18 protein-coding genes are annotated in these 18,477 nt (G+C 64.9%); 12 read left to right on the top strand and 6 right to left on the bottom strand.

What is annotated here, in order from left to right; translation table 11 throughout:
• Window positions 1-234: 234 nt before the first annotated feature.
• Together ubiG and NLM15_RS03005 are read right to left on the bottom strand one after the other, a co-directional pair.
• On the bottom strand, window positions 235-1,002 hold the full coding sequence (ubiG, locus tag NLM15_RS03010; RefSeq protein ID WP_254115204.1) for a bifunctional 2-polyprenyl-6-hydroxyphenol methylase/3-demethylubiquinol 3-O-methyltransferase UbiG: 768 nt from the start codon (window positions 1,000-1,002) through the stop codon (window positions 235-237).
• 14 nt (window positions 1,003-1,016) lie between these two features.
• Window positions 1,017-1,484: a PH domain-containing protein gene (locus NLM15_RS03005; RefSeq protein WP_254124131.1), complete on the bottom strand. Its 468-nt coding sequence runs from the start codon at window positions 1,482-1,484 to the stop codon at window positions 1,017-1,019.
• Between the two features lie 148 nt (window positions 1,485-1,632).
• On the opposite strand from NLM15_RS03005, the gene NLM15_RS03000 reads away from it, so the two are divergent.
• The 3 genes from NLM15_RS03000 to prfA all read left to right on the top strand — a co-directional run bounded on the left by NLM15_RS03000 (window position 1,633) and on the right by prfA (window position 6,568).
• The gene (locus NLM15_RS03000; RefSeq protein ID WP_254115203.1) at window positions 1,633-2,889 is read left to right on the top strand and encodes an aspartate kinase; all 1,257 of its coding nucleotides are present in this window, start codon (window positions 1,633-1,635) and stop codon (window positions 2,887-2,889) included.
• A gap of 268 nt (window positions 2,890-3,157) precedes the next feature.
• Complete coding sequence (gene ptsP, locus NLM15_RS02995) at window positions 3,158-5,425, top strand: phosphoenolpyruvate--protein phosphotransferase (protein ID WP_254115202.1); 2,268 nt, start codon at window positions 3,158-3,160, stop codon at window positions 5,423-5,425.
• A 57-nt stretch (window positions 5,426-5,482) separates the two neighbouring features.
• Entirely contained in the window at window positions 5,483-6,568 is a 1,086-nt protein-coding gene (prfA, locus tag NLM15_RS02990) for a peptide chain release factor 1 (protein ID WP_254115201.1), read from the top strand.
• 7 nt (window positions 6,569-6,575) lie between these two features.
• On the opposite strand, the gene NLM15_RS02985 is transcribed toward prfA, so the two are convergent.
• Both NLM15_RS02985 and NLM15_RS02980 read right to left on the bottom strand, forming a co-directional pair.
• Complete coding sequence (locus NLM15_RS02985; protein ID WP_375166925.1) at window positions 6,576-7,055, bottom strand: MarR family winged helix-turn-helix transcriptional regulator; 480 nt, start codon at window positions 7,053-7,055, stop codon at window positions 6,576-6,578.
• Window positions 7,056-7,163: 108 nt separating this feature from the next.
• Window positions 7,164-7,562: a hypothetical protein gene (locus NLM15_RS02980; protein WP_254115200.1), complete on the bottom strand. Its 399-nt coding sequence runs from the start codon at window positions 7,560-7,562 to the stop codon at window positions 7,164-7,166.
• Window positions 7,563-7,972: 410 nt separating this feature from the next.
• Here NLM15_RS02980 and NLM15_RS02975 point away from each other — a divergent pair, with 410 nt between their 5' ends.
• From NLM15_RS02975 to NLM15_RS02960, 4 genes are all read left to right on the top strand, one after another.
• Window positions 7,973-9,304 carry a substrate-binding protein gene (locus tag NLM15_RS02975; protein ID WP_254115199.1) on the top strand — a complete coding sequence of 444 codons (1,332 nt, stop codon included), beginning with the start codon at window positions 7,973-7,975 and terminating at the stop codon, window positions 9,302-9,304.
• Between the two features lie 99 nt (window positions 9,305-9,403).
• Window positions 9,404-10,279 carry a branched-chain amino acid ABC transporter permease gene (locus NLM15_RS02970; protein ID WP_254115198.1) on the top strand — a complete coding sequence of 292 codons (876 nt, stop codon included), beginning with the start codon at window positions 9,404-9,406 and terminating at the stop codon, window positions 10,277-10,279.
• A gap of 11 nt (window positions 10,280-10,290) precedes the next feature.
• Window positions 10,291-12,138 (top strand): ATP-binding cassette domain-containing protein, encoded by a 1,848-nt coding sequence (locus NLM15_RS02965; RefSeq protein ID WP_254115197.1) that lies wholly within the window; start codon window positions 10,291-10,293, stop codon window positions 12,136-12,138.
• Window positions 12,135-12,833, top strand: a complete 699-nt coding sequence (locus tag NLM15_RS02960; RefSeq protein WP_028149500.1) for an ABC transporter ATP-binding protein — start codon at window positions 12,135-12,137, stop codon at window positions 12,831-12,833. The genes NLM15_RS02965 and NLM15_RS02960 overlap by 4 nt, the downstream gene beginning before the upstream one ends.
• Window positions 12,834-12,844: 11 nt before the next feature.
• On the opposite strand, the gene NLM15_RS02955 is transcribed toward NLM15_RS02960, so the two are convergent.
• Window positions 12,845-13,270 carry an HIT family protein gene (locus tag NLM15_RS02955; protein ID WP_254115196.1) on the bottom strand — a complete coding sequence of 142 codons (426 nt, stop codon included), beginning with the start codon at window positions 13,268-13,270 and terminating at the stop codon, window positions 12,845-12,847.
• Window positions 13,271-13,360: 90 nt separating this feature from the next.
• Here NLM15_RS02955 and prmC point away from each other — a divergent pair, with 90 nt between their 5' ends.
• On the top strand, window positions 13,361-14,257 hold the full coding sequence (gene prmC, locus NLM15_RS02950) for a peptide chain release factor N(5)-glutamine methyltransferase (RefSeq protein ID WP_254115195.1): 897 nt from the start codon (window positions 13,361-13,363) through the stop codon (window positions 14,255-14,257).
• Window positions 14,258-14,720: 463 nt separating this feature from the next.
• On the top strand, window positions 14,721-15,503 hold the full coding sequence (locus NLM15_RS02945) for a DUF4167 domain-containing protein (RefSeq protein ID WP_254115194.1): 783 nt from the start codon (window positions 14,721-14,723) through the stop codon (window positions 15,501-15,503).
• 64 nt (window positions 15,504-15,567) lie between these two features.
• Here the strand turns inward: NLM15_RS02945 and NLM15_RS02940 are convergent, their stop codons facing one another.
• A complete protein-coding gene (locus NLM15_RS02940; RefSeq protein ID WP_254115193.1) occupies window positions 15,568-16,314 on the bottom strand; it encodes a class I SAM-dependent methyltransferase in 747 nt (248 codons plus the stop codon).
• Between the two features lie 107 nt (window positions 16,315-16,421).
• On the opposite strand from NLM15_RS02940, the gene gloB reads away from it, so the two are divergent.
• The 3 genes from gloB (at window position 16,422) to NLM15_RS02925 (ending at window position 18,471) form a co-directional block, all read left to right on the top strand.
• Complete coding sequence (gene gloB / locus NLM15_RS02935; RefSeq protein ID WP_254115192.1) at window positions 16,422-17,189, top strand: hydroxyacylglutathione hydrolase; 768 nt, start codon at window positions 16,422-16,424, stop codon at window positions 17,187-17,189.
• A 23-nt stretch (window positions 17,190-17,212) separates the two neighbouring features.
• A complete protein-coding gene (locus NLM15_RS02930) occupies window positions 17,213-17,635 on the top strand; it encodes a cupin domain-containing protein (RefSeq protein WP_254115191.1) in 423 nt (140 codons plus the stop codon).
• A gap of 152 nt (window positions 17,636-17,787) precedes the next feature.
• Window positions 17,788-18,471, top strand: a complete 684-nt coding sequence (locus NLM15_RS02925; protein ID WP_254115190.1) for a flavin reductase family protein — start codon at window positions 17,788-17,790, stop codon at window positions 18,469-18,471.
• Window positions 18,472-18,477 lie beyond the last annotated feature (6 nt).

The following is an 18,477-nucleotide window of genomic DNA, read 5'->3' as shown; positions in this document are numbered from 1 at the left end:
AACCTGCAAGCTGAGGCCCGCGCGGTCAACCGCATCGATGTCATGGGAGCGATGCTCTCGCCACCAACTCCTCTGTCGTCCCTGCGAACGCAGGGACCCATACCGCGGAATCGATCGATGACGGACGGTATTAGATGCGCGGGCTAGCAGCTTTCACATAGCTGCTCCCTGTGGTTATGGGTCCCTGCGTTCGCAGGGACGACACTGTCCGAGGGGCATGAGCTCGCATCTCACTCACACCATCCCTTCCGCCACGACCATGTAGTTCACGTCCATATCCGACGAGAGGGTCCATTTGTCGGCGAATGGGCTGTAGACGACGCCGGTCTGCTCGGTGATGACGAGGCGGTTGTCGAGCAGGTACTTCGTCAGCTCGTCGGGGGTGACGAACTTGTTCCATTCATGGGTGCCGCGCGGCAGCCAGCGCAGGACGTATTCGGCGCCGACGATGGCGAGCGCAAAGCTCTTCCAGTTCCGGTTCAGGGTCGAGACCACCATCAAACCGTTCGGCTTGAGCATCGATGCGCAGCGCTTCAGGAAGACGCCGACGTCGACGACGTGCTCGACCACCTCCATCGCCAGCACGATGTCGAAGCGCTCGCGCGGGTCGATCTCCTCGACCGTGGTGCAGCGATAGTCGATCGCGAGATGGCTCTTGCCGGCATGCAGCTTCGCCGCGGCGATGTTGCTCTGGGACGGATCGACGCCGATGACCTGTGCACCGAGGCGCGACAGCGGCTCGCACAACAGGCCGGCGCCGCAGCCGATGTCGAGCACCCGCAGGCCGCCGAGGCAGTTGAGGCTGCGCACGTTGCGCTCGAACTTGCGGCAGGCGGCGTCGCGGATGTAGCCGAGCCGCAGCGGATTGATCCGGTGCAGCGGCGCCATCTTGCCGTTGGGGTCCCACCATTCGGCCGAGAGCTTTGAGAATTTCGCGATCTCGGCGGCGTCGACGGTCGAGCCCGGCTGGGTGGTGGCGGAAGTATTTTGCTGCATGCTCATGGTTAGGCGCGGTCCTACCGCGTGGTGATCGAACTACGGAAGGCGAGCGGCGAGGCGATGGTCCGGATGGTTTCGCGACCTTCGCCGACGCCGTTGATGGTCACGTCGCCGTAGTTGAGAATACGTCCAAGAATCGACTGGTTGACGTCGACACTCTCGACCTTGTCGAGCGCCATTTCAAAGGTGCGGCGCTTGATGAAGCCGGTCTTGTGCACAACTCTGAGGTTGGTGACGTCGGTCTCGGTGGTGAAGCGGTGGAACCAGCCCTTCAGGGTCCAGAACAGGGCCGCCAAGGCCACCACGCCCGCCGCGATGCGACACAGAATCGCGAGCCCCTCGACCGAGGTCTGCCCTGACAGGAGCAGCAGGCCCAGGGCCACGATCCAGGCCAGGATGGCCGGGAAATAGAAGATCCAGTGCGCATTGGTCGAATACAGCACCCGTTCGCCGGGTTGCAGGATTTCGTCAATATAGCGCGCCATAACCTCGATTAACCCATTGCCCGGAATGGCCCCGCAGGAACCCGCTTGCCCCCGGCCCCGCCCCTCTGTATACGCGCGGTCGGGTGTCCCCGGCATCGCCTCGCGCGGGTCACCATACTTATCCTTATGAGGGAATGCACGCGTCGTCATGAGCCGCCTCGTGATGAAATTCGGCGGCACGTCCGTCGCCAACATCGAACGTATCCGCAACGTCGCACGCCATGTGAAGCGTGAGGTCGACGCCGGCCATGAAGTGGCCGTGGTCGTCTCGGCGATGTCAGGCAAGACCAACGAGCTGGTGGCCTGGTGCACCGAGGCCTCGCCGATGCACGACGCGCGCGAATACGACGCCGTCGTCGCTTCCGGCGAACAGGTGACATCCGGCCTGCTTGCCATCGTGCTTCAGGGCATGGGTATCCAGGCCCGCTCCTGGCAGGGCTGGCAGATCCCGATCAAGACCAGCGATGCCCATGCCTCGGCCCGGATCGAGGACATCGACGGCAGCGAGATCATCAAGCGCTTCCAGGAGCGCAAGGAGGTCGCGGTTGTCGCCGGCTTCCAGGGCATCAACCCCGAGACGAATCGCATCACCACGCTCGGCCGCGGCGGCTCCGACACCTCGGCCGTGGCGATCGCCGCCGCCGTCAAGGCAGACCGCTGCGACATCTACACCGACGTCGACGGCGTCTACACCACCGACCCGCGAATCGTGCCGAAGGCCCGCCGCCTCGACAAGATCGCGTTCGAAGACATGCTGGAACTGGCCTCCCAGGGCGCAAAAGTGCTCCAGGTCCGCTCGGTGGAACTCGGCATGGTCCACAACATGCCGATCTTCGTCCGCTCGAGCTTCGACAAGCCCGAGGATATCGACCCGCATGCCAACCAGCCGCCCGGCACGCTGATCTGCAGCGAGGAGGAGATCATGGAAAGCCACGTCGTCACCGGTATCGCCTTTTCGAAGGACGAGGCCCAGATCTCGGTGCGCCAGATCGAGGACAAGCCCGGCGTGGCAGCGTCGATCTTCGGCCCGCTGGCGGACGCCAACATCAACGTCGACATGATCGTTCAGAACGTCTCCGAGGACGGCAAGACCACCGACCTCACCTTCACGGTGCCGGCGGCCGACTACACCCGCGCCAGGGACACGATCACGGCCGCCAAAGGCAAGATCGGCTATGCCCGGCTCGATACCGCCACCGACGTCGCCAAGATCTCGGTGATCGGCAGCGGCATGCGCAGCCATGCCGGCGTCGCCGCCCAGGCGTTCTCGGCCCTCGCCGGACGGAATATCAACATCCGGGCCATCACAACCTCCGAGATCAAATTCTCGGTTTTGATCGACACGGCTTACACAGAGCTTGCGGTGCGCACCCTGCACACGCTCTACGGTCTCGATCAGGCCTAGGCTAATTTTCTCTTAGCGGTCGCAGCAAACGCGAAGGTGTACACACCTTCGCGTTTGGCAGGCGTTTTGCTTGGCAAAACAAGCCTCAATTCGCTATACGGCGAACAGGGTGGGCTGCCGCAGACTGTGTCCCAGTTCAGGCCGCTGATTCGGTGCAAGCGAGAGTTTGCGCCTGCGCCGGACAAACAAACTGGTTGTTTTTCTGGAATTTTAGGCCAGCCGCCGGCCGATACCGCCGGGCCCGGCAGACGGAGGAGATTGACGGTTCATGCGGAGCGCGTCGGGAGGTCCCCGCGTCTTGTTGAGACGGCTCCGCGAAACCATGGCGGAGCAGGTCTCGGCCCAGGAGCGGCTGGACAAGATCGTGGTGCTGATCGCCGCCAACATGGTGGCGGAGGTGTGCTCGGTCTATGTGCTGCGCATCGACAACACGCTCGAGCTCTACGCCACCGAAGGCCTCAACCGCGAGGCGGTGCACCACACCGTGCTGAGCGCCCATGAGGGCCTGGTCGGCCTCGTCGCCAGCGAGGCGACCCCGCTCAACCTGAGCGACGCGCAAAACCACCCGGCCTTCTCGTTCCGCCCGGAGACCGGCGAAGAAATCTACCACTCCTTCCTCGGCGTGCCGATCCTGCGCGCCGGCAACACGCTCGGCGTGCTGGTGGTGCAGAACCGCGCCAAGCGCAACTATGTCGAGGAGGAGCTCGAGGCGCTCCAGACCACCGCGATGGTGCTGGCGGAACTGATCGCCTCCGGCGAATTGTCTGCGCTCGCCCAGCCGGGCCAGGAGCCGGCCGCCCGCCATTCGGCACAGAAGGTCGGCGCGATCCTCTCGGAAGGCATTGCGCTCGGCCATGTCGTGCTGCACGAGCCGCGCGTCGTCATCAAGGACTACATCGCCGAGGATCTGCCGAAGGAGATCAAGCGGCTCGACACCGCGCTGACCAAGCTGCGCGCCGATCTCGACCGCATGCTGGAGCGCGGCGACGTCGCCGAGGGGGGCGAGCACCGCGAGGTGCTGGAAGCCTATCGCATGTTCGCCAACGACCAGGGCTGGTCGCACAAGCTGCACGAGGCGGTCGCCACCGGCCTCACGGCGGAGGCAGCCGTCGAGCGCGTGCAATCCGACACCCGCGCGCGCATGCTGCGCTCGACCGATCCCTATCTGCGCGACCGGCTGCACGATCTCGAGGACCTCGGTTATCGCCTGATGCGGCAGCTGGTCGGGCAGGACCACGCGCCGTCACGTGAACAATTGCCCGACAACGCCATCGTCATCGCGCGCGCGATGGGCCCAGCGGCGCTGCTCGACTACGACCGCAAGCGCCTGCGCGGCATCGTGCTGGAGGAAGGCACCGCCAATTCCCACGTCTCGATCGTGGCCCGCGCGCTCGGCATTCCCGCCGTCGGCGAAGTCCCGAACGCGCCCGGCATCGCCGATCCCGGCGACGCCATCATCGTCGACGGCACGTCGGGCTCGATCTATGTCCGCCCGTCGCAGGAGGTCGAGGCCGCCTTCGCCGAGCGCGTGCGCTTTCGTGCCCGCCGCCAGGCGCAATACCTGGCCCTGCGCGATCTTCCGTGCGTCACCAAGGACGGCCAGAAGGTCGAGCTGATGATCAACGCAGGGCTCGCCATCGACCTGCCGCATATCGAGGACACCGGCAGCGCAGGCATCGGCCTGTTCCGCACCGAGCTGCAATTCATGGTCGGCCAGAGCCTGCCGCGCACCAGCGACCAGCTCGCGCTCTATCGCACGGTGCTGGATGCCGCAGGCACCAAGCCCGTGACCTTCCGCACCCTCGACATCGGCGGCGACAAGGCACTGCCCTATATGGAAGCGGTGATCGAGGAGAATCCCGCACTCGGCTGGCGCGCGATCCGGCTCGGGCTCGATCGCCCCGGCCTCTTGCGCGGCCAGATCCGCGCGCTGCTGCGCGCCGGCGGCGGCCGCGCGCTGCGCATCATGTTCCCGATGATCTCGGAGGTCGCCGAATTCGACTCGGCGAAGGCGCTGGTCGAGCGCGAGCTGACCTATCTGCGCCAGCACGGCCATACCCTGCCGGAGCGCATCGACATCGGCACCATGGTCGAGGTGCCCGCCCTGCTCTACCAGCTCGACGAGCTCCTGAAGAAGGTCGACTTCATCTCGGTCGGATCCAACGATCTGTTCCAGTTCCTGTTCGCGGTCGACCGCGGCAATGCCAAGGTTTCCGAGCGCTTCGACACCATGTCGGCGCCGATCCTGCGGGTGCTGCGCGAGATCGCACGAAAATCCAACGCCGCGCAGAAGTCGCTGTCGCTGTGCGGCGAGATGGCCTCCAAGCCGATCGGCGCACTGGCGCTGATCGCGATGGGCTATCGCTCGCTGTCGCTCTCGGCGACCGCGCTCGGCCCGGTCAAGGCGATGGTGATCGATCTCGACGTGAAGAAGGCCGAAGCGATGCTCGGCCCGCTGCTGGACGCGCCCTCGGGCAGCGTCTCGATCCGGCAGAAGCTGACGGAGTTTGCCGAGGCCGAGGGCCTGGCGTTGTAGCGGGCCAAGTGCCGCTACCCCGCCGCTTTGCCCTTTTCCGCACCCGAGACTGAACCGATGTCGTCACTCCCCGAAGCCAAACTGGACGTCCTGCTCGCGCATCACGCCTCGCTCGAGGCCGAATCGCTGGGCCAGCTCGCCTCCGAGCGCTATGTGCAGATTACGCGCGAGCTCGCCGAGATCACGCCGCTGATCGAGGCGGTGAAGGCTTATCGCGCTGCCGTCAAAGAGCTTGCCGACACCGAGGCGCTGATCGCCGATCCCACGACGGATGCCGAGATGCGCGGCATGGCGGAAGCCGAGCGCGACGAGCTCGCACCCAAGATCGAGGAGCTGGTCCAGAAGATCCGTGTCGCGCTGCTGCCCAAGGACGCCATGGACGACCGCAACGTGGTGCTGGAAATCCGCGCCGGCACCGGCGGCGACGAGGCCTCGCTGTTCGCCGGCGATCTGTTCCGGATGTACGAGCGCTTCGCCAGCCTGCAAGGCTGGAAGGTCGAGGTGATCTCGGCGAGCGAAGGCACGGTCGGCGGCTACAAGGAAATCATCGCGGAGGTCCAGGGCCGCGGCGCGTTCTCGAAACTGAAATTCGAATCCGGCGTGCACCGCGTGCAGCGCGTGCCCGACACCGAGACGCAAGGGCGTATCCACACCTCCGCCGCGACGGTCGCCGTGCTGCCGGAGGTCGAGGATGTCGACGTCGAGATCAAGAACGACGATCTGCGCATCGAGACCATGCGTGCGCAAGGCGCCGGCGGCCAGCACGTCAACAAGACGGAATCGGCGATCCGCATCACCCACATTCCGACCGGCATCGTGGTGATGATGCAGGACAGCCGCTCGCAGCACAAGAACCGCGCCTCCGCCATGAACATTCTGCGCTCGCGCATCTATGATGCCGAGCGCCAGCGCGCCGATGCCGCCCGCTCGGCCGAGCGCAAGGAGAAGGTCGGCTCCGGCGACCGCAGCGAGCGCATCCGGACCTATAATTTCCCGCAAGGCCGCGTCACCGATCATCGCATCAACCTGACGCTCTACAAGCTGCCCCAGGTGATCGCCGGCGAAGCGCTCGGCGAATTGACCGACGCGCTGACCACCGAGCACCAGGCCGCGCAGCTCGCCGCACAAGGTGCGGCGGCGTAGCCGGCGCTCAGGCCTCGCTGGCGACTCGGAACGATTTCAACAGCCGGCTCAATGCCGGGCTCGCGGCGCGGCGAAGCTCTTCGAGATTCTTCCGGGAAAGGGCCTGGAGCTTCTGCTCCCCCTTCTTCGTCAGCTTGAGAAGGACGCGTCTCGCGTCTTCGGGGTCGGCAACCCGGCTGACCAGCTCGAGCTTGGCGAGGCGGTTGATGAGTTCGACAGCGGAGTGATGGCGGATCAGCAGGAATCGCGCGACGTCACCGACGGTCGCTGGTCCCGGACGGACAAAGCCCTTGATACCAAGCAGCGCCTGGTGCTGCGTCGGCGTCAAACCCTGCTGGGCCGCCGCCGCCTCGCTGAACGCCAGAAAGCTGCGGATCTGGTAGCGGAACTGTGCCAGCGCGGCGTAATCGGAATCACGCATCGCGCCGCCGGTGCGCTTGGCCGGCGTCGTCACCTTGGACCGCTGCACCTTCTTCGCCTGAACCATGACCACCTCGACCATGCCGCCCGTCATCACCGGAGGCATAGCCGAAAGTAGCAAGCGACCCCAGCCGGACCAACCGGCCGGCGCCGCGGATGCACAGCTATCCGCCCCCTATTCGAAGCTGGAGAGCAGGATTTTCACCAGGATGACCTGAAACGCGATCGGGATGCGGACGCTCTTCCGCCGGATCGAGCGCTGCAGTGCGCCGGCGATCTCTGCACTGGTCAGGCTACCTGCCGACGCATTGGCAATCAGCTCCGCCCACATCTGCGACAGCGAGCCGCCCGGCGGAAGCAGCGGCCTGATGGTCACGCCGCAGCCCTGCGCCCAGTCGACGATCTCCCGCATCGTATGCGGACCGCAATTGCGCGCGGTCGCGAGACGCTCGGCCGTCAACGCACGCAGCAGATCGCGCGACGGCGACCAATTTCCCTTCGGCGGCTGCTCGCCGGTGAGCTCAACCGCGAGTTCCTTCAGGATGTTCTGGGCCCGCACGCTCAGTCTCTTCATCGGCGCAGGCGCGCGCTCACCTGAGCGGAGCCGATAGCCGGTCCCCGCTCGTTGGTCGGCCGATTGCCCTCCGCAGGCCACGCCGCCTCAGGCCGCTCCGCCTCCTGCGGCCAGGATCGTCGCTTCCGCACACCCGCCACTGTCGTCTGCCGCGCCATTTCTCTCGCCGAACCCGCCAGCCTCATAGTCACAAAGACTAATATATATCGTTATCCGATATGTTTTCACGACATAATTTTCGTCGTTCGACCAAAGGCGAATTTGACAGAAGACCTTCACAAGCAATGCTTAGGGCCAAGAGCTACACGCGGATGTGACGTGCCCGGCGCAGCAGGCCAACGAGGTCGGCTGGCGCCGGACAGGTCGCGCTTGCGCCTGCAAAACAAGAACGATGTTCGGAGGAAACGACCATGACTGACGATCTCATCCGCCGCGGCCTCTCGCGCCGCGGCCTGCTCCAGACCACGGCAGGCCTGATCGGCGGCTCGATGCTGCCCGCGATGCCGGCCTTTGCCGAGGACAAGCCGATCGGCTCCTACCCCGCCGGCGTGTCGGGTTCCACCGCCTTCATCGGAATCTCGGTGCCGCGCACCGGCACCTATGCCGTACAGGGCGAAGACGAACTCAAGGGCTACCAGCTCGCGATCGAGCACATCAACAGCGGCCATGACCTGATCAAGAAGATCTCGCCGAAGACCAGCAAGGGCGTGCTGGGCAAGGAGCTAAAGTTCGGCGTCGCGGATTCCGCGGCCAAGCCGAACGAGGCGGTGCAGGCGCAGCAGCGCTTCATCAGCGAGAACAAGGCGATCATGATCACCGGCGGCACGTCGAGCGCCGTTGCGGTCGCGCTCAACAAGCTCGCGCAGCGCGAACACGTGCTGTTCGTGTGCGGCATTTCCGGCTCGAACGACACCACCGGCAAGGACTGCGTTCGCTACGGCTTCCGCCAGAATTTCTTCGGCCAGACCGCCGCTGCGGCGATCGGCCCGGTGATGGTGAGGGAGTTCGGCAAGGGCAAGAAGGCGGCCTACCTGACACCCGATTACACCTATGGACACACCGTCACCAAGTCGATGCAGGATTTTCTCGCGACCGCGGGCTGGACGACAGTGACCAACCAGGTCGCACCGCTCGGCGCGCCCGACTATTCATCCTATCTGCTGAACGTCGCGAACTCCGGCGCCGACGTGCTCATCAACGTCAATTGGGGCCACGACGCGGTGCTGTCGACCCAGCAGGCCAAGCAGTTCGGCGTGCTCGACAAGATGAAGCTGGTCGTCCCCTACCAGGTGCCGTTCATCGCGCGCGAGACCGGCGGCCTGATGCAGGGCGTCTACGCCGCCACCGACTATTGGTGGACGATCGAGGACAAGTTCCCGCTGGCCAAGATGTTCAACGAGGCCTTCGAGAAGAAGTACGGCTACAAGCCGGAATGGGGCGCCGAGAACGCCTATGTCAGCTTCGCGCACTGGGCCCGCATGTGCGAGCAGGCCGGCAGCTTCAATCCGCCCGACGTGATCAAGGCCTATGAGAAGGGCGAGACGATCCCCTCCCTCGTCGGCGACGTGCATTACCGCCCCGAGGATCACCAGTGCGTCCGCCCGGTGATCATCGTCAAGGGCAAGCAGCAGAAGGACATGAAGAACAAGGAAGACTGGTATGACGTCGTCGAGATCGTCCAGGGTGAAGGCCTGATGCAGAAGCCGGACGCGTTCGGCTGCCATCCCGGCGACTACAGCTGAGCCCGCGCTAACCCCTGTGACGCCGCGGGCTGCACTCTGGTCCTGCGGCGTCACCTTTTTTGACGCAGCTCCATCGCGCGTCACAACGGCGACAGTCGCATGATCAGTTGGCCCAACCTCGTTTCACAGCTCTTCAACGGGCTCGCACTCGGCGCTTTGCTCGCGCTGATCAGCTCCGGCCTGACCATCATCTACGGCACGCTCGGCGTGCTCAACCTCGCGCATGGCGCGATGTTCATGATCGGCGGCTATGCCGGCTTCGTCGCCTACCAGTACACGGAGTCGTTCGTCATCGCCGTCATCGCGGGCTCGCTGTTCGTGATGTTGCTCGGCGTTCTCATGGAACGCGTGATCATCCGGCACTTCTATCACCGCCCGCACGAGGATCAGCTGCTCGTGACCTTCGGGCTCGGCATCTGTTTCGTCGAGCTCGTGCGCCTGATCTTCTCGAGCCAGTCGCAGCTGGTGCCGCCGCCGGCGCTGTTCCAGGGCATCACCAATCTCGGCTTCATGTTCTATCCGACCTACCGCCTCGCCGTGGTCGGCATCGTCGCGATCGCGCTCGGCGCGCTGTTCATCATCCTCTACCGCACCCGGCTCGGCATGATCGTGCGCGCCGGCATCGAGGATTCGGTGATGGTCGATTCACTCGGCATCAACGTCTACCGCGTCTTCATGGTCGTGTTCGGCATCGGCGCGATGGCCGCGGGCTTTGCCGGCATCGTCAACGCGCCGGTGGTGTCGCTGACACCGGGCATCGGTGACGACATCCTGGTCCAGACCTTCGTGGTGGTGGTGATCGGCGGCGTCGGCTCGTTCCCCGGCGCCATCCTCGGCGGCCTGATCGCCGGCGAGATCATCAGCGTCACCTCCATGTTCAACCCCGGCTATGCCTATGTGATGCTGTTTGCGGCAATGACGCTCGTACTCGTGGTGCGACCGCATGGCCTGCTCGGCGTCCAGGGCCGCGAGTAAGCGATTTCGAGATGCTCAAGCAACGCCCGTTCCTGATCGAGATCCTGACCGCGATCGGGTTGATCGCAGCCCCGTTCGTGCTGCCGCATCTCGGCTTCGCCCCGAACACCGTGAACCGGATCCTGGTCTGGGGCCTGTTCGGTCTCGGCTTCGACATCCTGTTCGGATTCACCGGCCTCTTGTCGTTCGGCCAGTCCGCCTTCTACGGCACCGGCGGCTTCGTCGCCGCCTATCTCCTGACCCGCGCGGGCTTCGGCAACGTGCTGGGCGCGCTGATCATCGGCATGATCGCAGCGGCGGCGACCGGCTATCTGATCGGCCTGATCGCGCTGCGCCGCACAGGCATCTATTTCGCCATGATCACCGTGGCGATCGCGGAGGTATTTTTCTTCGTCGAGTTCAACCCGCTCTCGGACTTCACCGGCGGCGAGAACGGCCTGCCGGGCGTACCGACACCGAGCTTCAACCTCGGTTTCACCACACTGCACTTCACCAATGGCTGGTCGCTCTATCAGTTCATCGCGCTCTGCTACTTCATCGGCGTCATCATCGCGCTCAGGATCGTCCGCTCGCCGGTCGGCGCCATCTTCAGTGCGATCCGGGACAATCCGCTGCGCGCCACCGCCGTCGGCCACAACATCCACGGCTACAAGCTGACAGCCTTCGTGATCGCGGCCGCTTACGCGGGCTTCGCCGGCGGCCTGCTCGGCGTGCTGCAGGCCTTCATGCCGCCCGACGCCTTCACCTTCGACACCTCGGGCCAGCTCGTGATGCAGACGGCGATCGGCGGCCGGGGCACGCTGTTCGGGCCGCTGGTCGGCGCGACCGTTTGGCTCTTCCTTCAGGATTTCCTGCAGTCCGCGCTGGGCCTGGGGGCCGCCTGGAAGCTCGTGCTCGGCGTCGTGTTCGTGCTGCTGGTCTGCTTCCTGCGCGGCGGCATCATCGGCGGGATCGCCGATCTCTATCGCCTGTTCTCCGGCAAGCGTAAGCGGACGGAAGCGGAGGCCGAACAGGAAGCCGCTGACGCCGAGGCCATGCAGCAGCCCGCGCCGGCACCGATGCAGGCCAAGGAGGTCGAGCATCCCGCCTATTCCGGCCCGATCCTGAAAGCCACGGGCCTGACCAAGCGTTATGGCGGCCTCGTCGCCAACAGCGACATCGATTTCAGCGTCAATCAGGGCGAGCTGCGCGGCATCATCGGACCCAACGGCGCCGGCAAATCGACCTTCTTCAAAATGCTGACCTGCGAGATCGCGCCGACCTCCGGCCAGATCGTGTTCGAGGGCCGCGACATCACGGGATTGAAGGTCACCGAGGTTTGCCAGCTCGGGCTCACCAAGAGCTACCAGGTCAACCAGCTCTTCACCGGGCTGACAGTGCGGCAGAACCTGACCATCGCAGCGCTGGCGGAACTACGCGGAATATTCCGGCTCGACCTGTTCCGCAAGCTCTCGGGCGTCAAGGGCCTGACCGAGCAGGTGGAGCACACGCTGGCCCTGGTCAATCTGACCCGCCGCGCCGACACGCCGGTCTCCGAGCTCGCCTATGGCGAGAAGCGCAGGCTGGAGATCGGGCTTGCACTCGCCACCTCGCCGCGCCTGCTGCTGCTCGACGAGCCGCTCGCGGGCATGAGCCCGCGCGAGCGGGTCGAGACCGTCAAGCTGCTCAAATCGATCGCGCGCGGGCGCACCATGATCATCATCGACCACGACATGGATTCGCTGTTCGAGCTGGTCGAGCGCGTGACGGTGCTCCAGGAGGGCAAGGTGCTGCTGGACGGCACACCGGAAGAAATCAGGACCAACGCCGCAGTGCAGGAAGCCTATCTCGGCGGCGTTCACGGAGAGATCGCCGCATGAGCCTGATCGAGGTCAATGGCCTGAACAGCTATTACGGCGACTCCCACATCCTGTTCGACGTCGCGATGCGCGTCGAGCGGCACGAGGTGGTGGCGCTGCTCGGGCGGAACGGCGCCGGCAAGAGCACGACGCTGAAGAGCCTGATGGGCGTCGTGACGCCGCGCAGCGGCAGTGTGAAGTTCGACGGCATCGACATCGCCGGACGCAAGAGCCACAGAATCGCGCAGGCCGGCATGCAGCTCGTGCACGAGGAGCGGCGGATCTTCGGCAGCCTGTCGGTGGAGGAGAACATCGTCCTCGCCGGGATCACCGCGCCAAAGCGCTGGCCGCTCGAGCGCATCTACGAGATGTTTCCGCGGCTGAAGGAGCGGCGCAACAACCGCGGCACCGAGCTCTCCGGCGGCGAGCAGCAGATGCTCGCGATCGCGCGCGCGCTGGTGCGCGATCCCAAGATCGTGCTGCTGGATGAGCCGTTCGAGGGGCTCGCGCCCGTGATCGTCCACGATCTCGTCAAGGCCTGCCGCGAGCTCGCAGCCGCCGGCCAGACCATCGTGCTCGTCGAGCAGAATCTGGCGGCGACGCTGGCGCTGGCGACACGGATCTACATCATCAACAACGGCCACATCGTGCACGAAGGCCCAGCGCAGGAGCTCAAGGCCCAGCCGGAGCTGCTGCAGCGCTATCTCGGCGTCTAGTTAGCCGCCAATCAACTGCCCAGCGCAGCGATCATCCGTTTGGCGTGATCGGCGAGCACCGCCATGTCTTCCTTGCGCGTCTGCGCCGGCAGCAATTCGACGCCGGCCCTGACCGGCATGACGTGCATGTGCAGGTGAAGGACGACCTGCCCGCTGGCGGGCTCGCTGAACTGCTGCAGAATGATACCCTCGGCGTCGAACGCCTTCATCGCCGCGACCGCGATCCGCTTGGCGGTTCGTGCAACTGCGGCGAGATCGTCGTCCGCGATGTCGAGGATGCCGCGCGCCGGCGCCCGGGGAATGACCAGCGTGTGTCCGGGCGAGCGCGGCATGATGTCGAGGAAGGCGAGGCTGCGGTCGTCCCTGAAAACCTCGAAGCAGGGAATCTCGCCGCGCAGGATCTTTGCGAAGACGTTCTGATCGTCGTAGGCCGTCATGGATCCCTCCCTCGCTGCGAGATGCGATCAAACGCGCTCCTTTCCGTTGACGCAAGCAATGCCGCCGATCTATCCACGAGACCAGGCAGGATGGCTCCATTGGCGACAGGTTTCGATCCCGGACACAGCATCGAGAGTGCGCGGCGCGCACTTGCGGCACGGCTTAAATCGGCCGGCATCGAGGAGCCCGCCCTTGATGCGCGCCTGCTTGTCGGCGCTGCGCTGAGGCTTGATTTGACCGGCATGGTCACGCAGGCGGCGCGCCAACTCACGGCCGAAGAGGCTGCGCGGCTCGAAGCATATGCGCAGCGCCGCCTCGCGCATGAGCCGGTCGCCCGCATTCTCGGCGCGCGCGAATTCTGGGGCCTGCCGTTCCAGCTGTCCGAGGCGACGCTGGTGCCGCGGCCGGACACCGAGACCGTCGTCGAACTGGCACTCGAGATCTTTCGCGGGGCCACGATATCGGGGCGGCACCCGCGAATTGCGGATATCGGCACCGGATCCGGCGCGATCCTGCTCGCGCTGCTGCACGAAATTCCCGATGCCTTCGGTGTCGGAACCGATCTCAGCCTCTCCGCCCTCAACACCGCGAGGAGCAATGCCGCAGCTCTTGGTCTTGCCGGCCGCTCCGGCTTCGTCGCCTGCTCCTATGCGGCGGCGCTAAGCGGCCCGTTCGATCTCATCGTGTCGAATCCGCCCTATATTCCCTCAGGGGAAATTCCGAAACTGGGCATCGAAGTGCGCGAGCACGATCCGCATCTGGCGCTCGACGGCGGCAATGACGGCTATGACGCCTACCGCGCCCTGATCCCGCAGGCGGCCGAGCGTCTCGCACCCGGCGGGGCGTTGATCGTCGAGGCGGGACAGGGACAGGCCGGGGATATTGAAACCTTGATGACGGCCGCCGCGTTGTCTGTGGACAGGCCGCCCAGGGCCGATCTGGCGGGCATCCCGCGGGCCGTCTCGGCCCGAAAAATGCCCCCATAAAAGCCGGATTGGGCTGCAAAAAACCTCTTGGAATATCTCTTGGGAACGACTACGTTCCGGTCAACACATCGGTGCCGGCCCCGTAGACCTACGGGCGAAAGCCGGGCTCTCGGGCGAGAGCTTTACTGATTAAAGGTTCCAAGCCGCTGGTCCTGTTGAGCGCGATCGCCATTGGAGCTGCGCTGCTCTCCGACCGCAAAGTGAACGAAAGCCTGATATTGCGCTTGAAGACTTACGCAACAAAGCTGGGCTTGTTTCGGCAGGCGATATGAATGGGTTCGCTGGCAATGAGTGCTGGCGGGTGGGGAACGCGTCTTTGTTGAACGCGACGGTCGACGAACATCGGCAGGGTTCAAGCCGCTCTTGCGCGCGGTGCGCGCGAGAAATGTGAACCGCTGTCACCAGGTCACTCCGAGCAATCAGTAATGCGTGCAACCTTTAGGGCTGGAATTAAAGGCAGGACATGAGAAACGGTCAGAACAAGCAGCGGATGCGCAACCGCAACAACAATAACAACAACAATAACCGGCGCGGCCAGAACCCGATGACCCGGGTTTACGAATCGAACGGACCCGACATCAAGATCCGCGGCACGGCTTCGCACATCGCCGAAAAATATCTTCAGCTCGCGCGCGATGCGCGCTCCTCCGGCGACCCGGTCGCCGCCGAGAACTACTACCAGCATGCCGAGCATTATTTCCGCCTGATCGCGGCGGCCCAGGAACAGTTCCGCCAGAACCAGCAGCCGCGCGGCGACGAGCCCGTCAGCACCAGCGCTGACGACAGCGAGGACGACGGCGAGAATTTCTCGAATTTCGGCCAGGAGCCGGGCTTCGTCCCGCAGCCGCAGCAGCAGCCTTTCGTGCGTGACCGTGACGGTCAGCGCGATCACCAGCGTGATCATCAGCAGCGCGACAGCCAGCAGCCCTATCAGCGCGACCAGCAGCAGCCGCGCGAGCATCGCGAGCGCGACCATCGTCCGCAGCCGCAATATCAGCCGCAGCCGCAACCGCAGAACCAGCCGCAGCCCGTCGTTGCCGACACCGGCAGCGTCGATCGCCTGCCCTCCTTCATCACCGGCGCACAGCCGCAGGTGAATAGTGCCGCAAATGGCGCTCAGCCCGGCTTCGAAGGCGGTGGTGGCGGCGAGCGCTTTCCGCGGCGCCGGCGCCGCCCGCATGGCCCGCGCGCCGAGCGCGAGGCGGCTCCCGCCGGCTCCAGCGACGAAGTGGCCTCCGGCGAGTAAGCCGCAGCCCTTTCGCCAGACATCCTGAACTGAATCGTCCCGGCCTCGCCGGGACGATTTGTTTTTAGCTGCGCCTGACCGTGGTCGAGGACGGCACCAGCACGGGCTTCGTCAGCGCGGGAATCAGCCGCGCCCGTTCGCGCTTGGCGGGGATCGCGCGATAGACCTGCTTGGTCGCCTCGACAATGTGCACGCCGGCAAAGGGCAACGACAGCGCCGCGCCCGCACGCTCCCACATCTGCGCCGATTTCAGCACCCAGCCGCCGGCATAGGGCGGCATGAACAGCGCCTCGCCCCAGGCGGTCGGCGTGAACCAGGTCTGGCGCAAGAGGTCAGTGATCTGTGAACGCGAATAGGGCCGGCCGTGACCGAACGGCGTGCTGTCGGTGCGGGTCCACACCCCGCGCCGGTTCGGGATCACCGCGATCACGCGGCCGGAGGGCGACAACACCCGCCACACCTCGCGCAAGAGCGCCGCCGGATCATCCGACATCTCCAATGCATGAATCAGCAGGATACGGTCGACCGCGGCGTCGGGAAGCGGCAGCGAGAATTCATCGACCAGCGAGGCCAGCGCCGGCCGTCCCGTCGGCCATTTCAACACGCCCTGCGCCGACGGCATGAAGGCGATGCAGCGCTCCGCGTCCTCGCGGAACAGGCCGAGATAGGGCGTGGGATAGCCGAAGCCGAGCACACGCTGGCCCGCGGCGGTCGGCCAGCGCTCCCTGATGCCGCGATTGATCATTTGCCGCGCCACAATCCCGAGGCGACGGGAATAGAACTCGCGGAGGTCGACGACATCAATGGTCATGACGGCAATGTAACATGCACAAGGCGGCCCCCGCGCGCGGAATATTGCATTGCCTGCGCAACGTTAACGCCATATTTGTCTGCGGGGCTGAGCGCGATGGAGATGACATGGCCGCCGAAATTCGTACTTTCACCTGTTTAAACGATAATTTCGGTTATCTGATCCACGATGTGGAAACCAAGGCAACGGCGTCGATCGACGCGCCGGAGGCCGGCCCCATCCTGAAGGCGCTGGAGCGCGAGGGCTGGCAGCTCACCGACATCCTGATCACTCATCATCATGGCGATCATGTCGGCGGGGTCGCCGAACTCAAGCAGAAATATAACTGCCGCGTCGTCGCGCCGCATGACAAGACGACTGCGATCGCCAACGTCGACCTGCGCGTCGCCAATGCCGACATCGTCAAGGTCGGCAATTTGCTGGGGCGCGTACTGGAGACGCCAGGCCACACGCTCGACCACATCTCCTACGTGTTCGACAACGAGAAAACGCTGTTCGCGGCCGACACGTTGTTCTCGATCGGCTGCGGCCGCGTGTTCGAAGGCGACTACCCGATGATGTGGGATTCGCTTCTGAAGCTGCGGGCCCTGCCCGACGACTTCAGGCTCTATTGCGGCCACGAATACACGGCGTCCAACGTCAAGTTCGCGCTCACCATCGATCCGGACAACGCGGCGCTCCAGGCGCGCGCGGCGGACGTCGCGAAGCTGCGGGCCGAGAACAAGCCGACCATTCCCTCACTGCTTGGTGATGAGAAGCGAGCAAATGTGTTCCTGCGCGCCGATGAACCCTCGGTCGCGGCCAGGCTACACATGAAGGGCGCGGACGCCGCCGCGGTGTTCGGCGAACTGCGCGAGCGCAAGAACAAGTCTTGAAGAACAAATCCTGACGGGGATCGATGCCGACCGCAGCCGAGATCATCGCGCGCCTCGAACTCCGTCCGCATCCCGAGGGCGGGCACTACCGCGAGACGTTTCGCGACCAGACCACTGATACCAACGGACGCTCGCGCTCGACTCTCATTTACTTCCTGCTCGCGCGCGGCGAACGCTCGCACTGGCATCGCATCGATGCGGTCGAGATCTGGCACTATTACGCCGGCAGTCCGCTGAGGCTGCGCATCGCGCATGAAGGCTGCTCGCAACACGAGGTGCGCCTCGGCACGGATCTGTCAGGCGGCGAGCGGCCGCAAGCGATCGTGCCGGCAGATGCGTGGCAGATGGCGGAGAGCATGGGAGAGTGGACGCTGGTCGGCTGCACCGTGGCGCCCGCGTTCGAATTCGCGAAGTTCGAGCTCGCGCCGAAGGGCTGGGAGCCGTAGAGCTTCGGTTTTGAGTGAATCAGAAACGAGTTTTCTTCACGCAAACCGGCATCCACGTCGCTCGAAAACGCGTCTGATCCGCGATCTGGAATCGGGTGGGACCGATCCATTGCACACCGTAGGACAGCGCTCATAGTCAACAGGAGCGCACGATGCACGGAACATTCGATCCACCGACAATTCAGATAGACCCTGCGATTCTATATTTCGGGACACCCGTCGTCCTGATCGGATCGACCAATGACGACGGCTCCCACAATCTCGCGCCGATGTCCTCGGCATGGTGGGTGGGCTGGCGCTGCATGCTCGGGCTCGCGCGCAATTCCAAGACCACCGAGAACATGATTCGTACCGGCGAATGCGTGCTCAACCTGCCGTCAACCGACCTCGTTGCCGCCGTCGATCGCCTCGCACGCACCACCGGGTCGGATCCGGTACCTCCAGGAAAGCTCTATCGCGGCTACCGGCACGAGAAGGACAAATTCGGTCTCAGCGGATTGACCGCACTGGCGAGCGAAACGGTCGGCGCGCCGCGTGTGGCGGAATGTCCGGTGCAGATGGAAGCCAAGGTCGCTCATGTGCACGAGATGGCGCAGGATGACACGGTCTGGCGCGGCAATCTGGCTGCGATCGAAGTCCGCATCACCCGCGTGCACGCACATCCCGACATCATGATGGACGGCGCGCCCAATCGAATCGATCCCGACAAATGGCGCCCGCTGATCCTCAGCTTCCAGGAATTCTATGGCCTGACGCCGCAACGCCTGCAGCGCTCCGAGCTCGGGCAGATTCCGGAGGCAATGTATCGGCCGCCGGGCTGGCAGCCGGCGCTTTGACGCACG

Source organism: Bradyrhizobium sp. CCGB20, from assembly GCF_024199855.1.
GTDB lineage: Bacteria > Pseudomonadota > Alphaproteobacteria > Rhizobiales > Xanthobacteraceae > Bradyrhizobium.
Note: the sequence above shows the minus strand (reverse complement) of the source record. Positions and strands in the feature narration are given on the sequence as shown.

What these genes read in the sequence shown, in the direction of transcription:
- NLM15_RS02980 (WP_254115200.1), bottom strand. Translation starts at nt 7,562, where the DNA reads ATGAAGAGACTGAGCGTGCGGGCCCAGAACATCCTGAAGGAACTCGCG.
- NLM15_RS02955 (WP_254115196.1), bottom strand. Translation starts at nt 13,270, where the DNA reads ATGACGGCCTACGACGATCAGAACGTCTTCGCAAAGATCCTGCGCGGC.
- ubiG (WP_254115204.1), bottom strand. Translation starts at nt 1,002, where the DNA reads ATGAGCATGCAGCAAAATACTTCCGCCACCACCCAGCCGGGCTCGACC.
- NLM15_RS03005 (WP_254124131.1), bottom strand. Translation starts at nt 1,484, where the DNA reads ATGGCGCGCTATATTGACGAAATCCTGCAACCCGGCGAACGGGTGCTG.
- prmC (WP_254115195.1), top strand. Translation starts at nt 13,361, where the DNA reads ATGGCTCCATTGGCGACAGGTTTCGATCCCGGACACAGCATCGAGAGT.
- NLM15_RS02925 (WP_254115190.1), top strand. Translation starts at nt 17,788, where the DNA reads ATGCACGGAACATTCGATCCACCGACAATTCAGATAGACCCTGCGATT.
- NLM15_RS02970 (WP_254115198.1), top strand. Translation starts at nt 9,404, where the DNA reads ATGATCAGTTGGCCCAACCTCGTTTCACAGCTCTTCAACGGGCTCGCA.
- NLM15_RS02930 (WP_254115191.1), top strand. Translation starts at nt 17,213, where the DNA reads ATGCCGACCGCAGCCGAGATCATCGCGCGCCTCGAACTCCGTCCGCAT.
- NLM15_RS03000 (WP_254115203.1), top strand. Translation starts at nt 1,633, where the DNA reads ATGAGCCGCCTCGTGATGAAATTCGGCGGCACGTCCGTCGCCAACATC.
- NLM15_RS02975 (WP_254115199.1), top strand. Translation starts at nt 7,973, where the DNA reads ATGACTGACGATCTCATCCGCCGCGGCCTCTCGCGCCGCGGCCTGCTC.
- NLM15_RS02940 (WP_254115193.1), bottom strand. Translation starts at nt 16,314, where the DNA reads ATGACCATTGATGTCGTCGACCTCCGCGAGTTCTATTCCCGTCGCCTC.
- ptsP (WP_254115202.1), top strand. Translation starts at nt 3,158, where the DNA reads ATGCGGAGCGCGTCGGGAGGTCCCCGCGTCTTGTTGAGACGGCTCCGC.
- NLM15_RS02985 (WP_375166925.1), bottom strand. Translation starts at nt 7,055, where the DNA reads ATGGTTCAGGCGAAGAAGGTGCAGCGGTCCAAGGTGACGACGCCGGCC.
- NLM15_RS02965 (WP_254115197.1), top strand. Translation starts at nt 10,291, where the DNA reads ATGCTCAAGCAACGCCCGTTCCTGATCGAGATCCTGACCGCGATCGGG.
- NLM15_RS02945 (WP_254115194.1), top strand. Translation starts at nt 14,721, where the DNA reads ATGAGAAACGGTCAGAACAAGCAGCGGATGCGCAACCGCAACAACAAT.
- prfA (WP_254115201.1), top strand. Translation starts at nt 5,483, where the DNA reads ATGTCGTCACTCCCCGAAGCCAAACTGGACGTCCTGCTCGCGCATCAC.
- NLM15_RS02960 (WP_028149500.1), top strand. Translation starts at nt 12,135, where the DNA reads ATGAGCCTGATCGAGGTCAATGGCCTGAACAGCTATTACGGCGACTCC.
- gloB (WP_254115192.1), top strand. Translation starts at nt 16,422, where the DNA reads ATGGCCGCCGAAATTCGTACTTTCACCTGTTTAAACGATAATTTCGGT.